General features: G+C 77.3%; 1 protein-coding gene. It reads left to right on the forward strand.

Annotated elements, in window-relative coordinates; all coding sequences use genetic code 11:
- On the forward strand, window positions 1–889 hold an 889-nt coding region (locus tag L0B03_RS18500; protein WP_250448559.1), incomplete at both ends, for a glycoside hydrolase family 3 C-terminal domain-containing protein.

Genomic DNA, 889 nt, shown 5'->3' on the forward strand with positions numbered 1-889 from the left:
GGCCGTCGCCCTGGAGGTCGCCCGCCGCGCCGTCGTCCTGCTCGACGACGACGGCACCCTGCCGCTGCGCCCCGGGGCCCGCCTCGCCGTCCTCGGGCCCCTCGCCGACGACCCGATGGGCATGCTCGGGTGCTACTCCTTCCCGGCCCACGTGGGGGTGCGGCACCCGGACCACGCGATGGGTATCGACATCCCCTCGGTCCTCGACCAGCTCGTCGAGCGGCATGCGGGCGGGGACGCGGCGGCCCTGCGACACGTCCGCGGCTGCGCGATCACGGGGGACGACCGGTCCGGCGTCGAGGAGGCCGTCTCCGCGGCCCGCGAGGCCGAGGTCGCCGTCGTCGTGGTCGGTGACCAGGCGGGCCTGTTCGGACGAGGCACCTCCGGGGAGGGCTGCGACGCGACCGACCTGCGGCTGCCCGGTGTCCAGGAGGACCTGGTCCGGGCGGTGCTCGACACCGGGACCCCCGTGGTCCTCGTCCTGCTCACCGGCCGGCCCTACGCCCTGGGCGACCTGGCGGAGCGCTCGGCCGCGGTCGTGCAGGGGTTCTTCCCCGGGCAGCGCGGCGGGCAGGCGGTCGCCGAGGTCCTCACCGGCCAGGTGAACCCCTCGGGCCGGCTGCCGGTCAGCCTCCCGCGTGAGGTCTCGGGCCAGCCCGGCACCTACCTGGCGGCACCGCTCGCACGGCGCAGCGGCGTCTCCAACGTGGACCCGACGCCGCTCTACCCCTTCGGCCACGGCCGCGGGTACACCTCCTTCAGCTGGGAGGACGTCCGCGGCGCGGGCTCCGGGGACGCGGGCCTCGACGCTGCCCGCGCGGACCGGACGGCGTGGCGGGTCGACGGCGAGGCCACGGTCGAGGTGACCGTGCGCAACACCGGCGGGCGC

It is taken from the genome of Actinotalea sp. C106 (genome assembly GCF_023630195.1).
Lineage (GTDB): Bacteria > Actinomycetota > Actinomycetes > Actinomycetales > Cellulomonadaceae > Actinotalea.